Source organism: Caballeronia humi (genome assembly GCF_001544475.1).
GTDB lineage: Bacteria > Pseudomonadota > Gammaproteobacteria > Burkholderiales > Burkholderiaceae > Caballeronia > Caballeronia humi.
Genome location: NZ_FCNW02000160.1, coordinates 1 through 1,757, shown reverse-complemented (window position 1 = coordinate 1,757; position 1,757 = coordinate 1). Strand labels below are relative to the sequence as shown.

The 1,757-nt window shown below is 57.9% G+C and carries 1 protein-coding gene and 1 pseudogene; both read right to left on the bottom strand.

The genetic code is table 11. The features are described 5' to 3' along the window. Window positions 1-202 precede the first annotated feature (202 nt). Window positions 203-1,338 (bottom strand): IS3 family transposase gene (locus AWB65_RS34720; RefSeq protein ID WP_374728541.1). Its coding sequence is split into 2 segments (ribosomal slippage): window positions 203-1,074 and window positions 1,074-1,338, totalling 1,137 coding nucleotides; the frame shifts between segments, so codons are not numbered across the junction. 98 nt (window positions 1,339-1,436) lie between these two features. Then, window positions 1,437-1,669, bottom strand: a pseudogene (locus tag AWB65_RS37565) (branched-chain amino acid ABC transporter substrate-binding protein); the annotation flags it as partial. Between the last annotated feature and the right edge of the window lie 88 nt (window positions 1,670-1,757).

Genomic DNA, 1,757 nt, shown 5'->3' with positions numbered 1-1,757 from the left:
GTTATCCGCCGTCTCTCTATTGATCCAGTCCTCGTCATCTACTCGCACATTACCAGTCATTATCTTTCCATAGGATGACTAATCTATGCGAGGTTAACATAACTTCTCTTGGAGTTGTGGGTAATTGCAAGCGCGGTGAGGAGAGGTGGCCTCATTCGTTCGGACAGGATCCGCCAGTTTTTAAGTGGAATCGCTGAGGCAATCAAGCTGCCGATTTTATCGCTGGCAGCGTGGCGAAATATGCTTCATCCGGTGTCTGATCGGCCAGCCTGGAATGAGGCCGATTCTGGTTATACCAGCTCAGGTAGTTGCCGATTGAGCGGCGGGCGTGGCTGACCGAGTCGTAGGCTTTCAGATAGACCTCTTCATATTTGACGCTGCGCCACACCCGTTCAACGAACACGTTGTCACGCCAGGCGCCTTTTCCATCCATGGACAGAAGAACGCTCCGGCTGAGCACCGCGTCGGTGAATTCGGTTGCGGTGAACTGGCTGCCTTGATCCGTGTTGACGATCTCAGGCAGGCCGTATTTCGCAAACGCTTCCTCCAGCGCCTCGACAGCATGGCAGCTCTCCAGCGTGATCGCCACCCGGTGTGCCAGCACCCGACGACTCGCCCAGTCCACGACAGCCGTCAGATATACGAAGCCGCGCGCCATCGGGATATAGCTCGTATCGAGCGCCCAGACCTGATTGGCCCGGTCGATTTTCCGGTTGCGAAGCAGGTACGGCCAGATCCTGTGGGCTGCATGCTTGCGGCTCGTGTTTGGCTTGCGATACAGCGCTTCGACACCCATGCGCTTCATCAAGGTGCTGACGTGTCTGCGCCCGACCTTGATGCCTTCGCGACGCAGCAGCCGTGCCAGCATTCGCGCCCCCGCAAATGGATGCTCGAGGTGAAGCTCGTCAATCCGGCGCATCAATTTCAGATCCGCCTCGCTGACCCCGCGCGATTGGTAATAGGCGCTCGACCGGCTGATGCCTACCAGCCGCGCCTGCTGTGTCACCGGCAGGGCGTGATCACGATCGATCATCGCCTTACGCTCAGCAGTCCCGCCTTGCTGAGCGCGCTTTCTAAAAAATCGTTCTCCAGCGTCAACTGCCCGATCTTCGCGTGCAGTACCTTCACGTCGACTGGCGGTGCCGCTGGCGCCGAGTTGCCCGCGTCGAACACATCGGCAACCCGCTCCTGCAGTTGCTTCTTCCAGTCCGTAATCTGGTTCGGATGGACATCAAACTGCTGGGCCAGCTCTGCCAGCGTCTTGTCGCCCTTGAGCGCTGCCAGGGCCACCTTTGCCTTGAACGCTGGCGAGTGGGTCCGTCGGTTTCGTTTCGTCATCTTCTGGTTCCTTGTTGCCCGCCATTATGGCCGACTCACGCTCCAGCTTTTCCACTCAACGAACTGTCCGAATTCCCGAAGCCACCTCTAGGCGCTTACGCATCATCCTGGGAGTCCAGCTCGAAGATGACTGCTTGCCCCCCCGATACGAAGCTTTTTGCTGTTCAAGTCTTCAATTGCAAGCCGAACACCGTTCTCATCGTCCTTGCCGATATGGGCGAGCTCGTCGGTTAAGGGCGAGACCTTGGCCGATTTTGACCGTGGTGTCTGCTCGGGCAGCGGAGGTCGATACCATAAAAAAGGCGGCAGTGAGGACGTGAAGCGCGCGCATAGGTTTCATAAGCATCGCCGCAAGCAATCATGGAAACCACTGGAAGCGTCGCCCTGGCAGAGGTAGCCGCTCGGGCAAGCCATCTCGA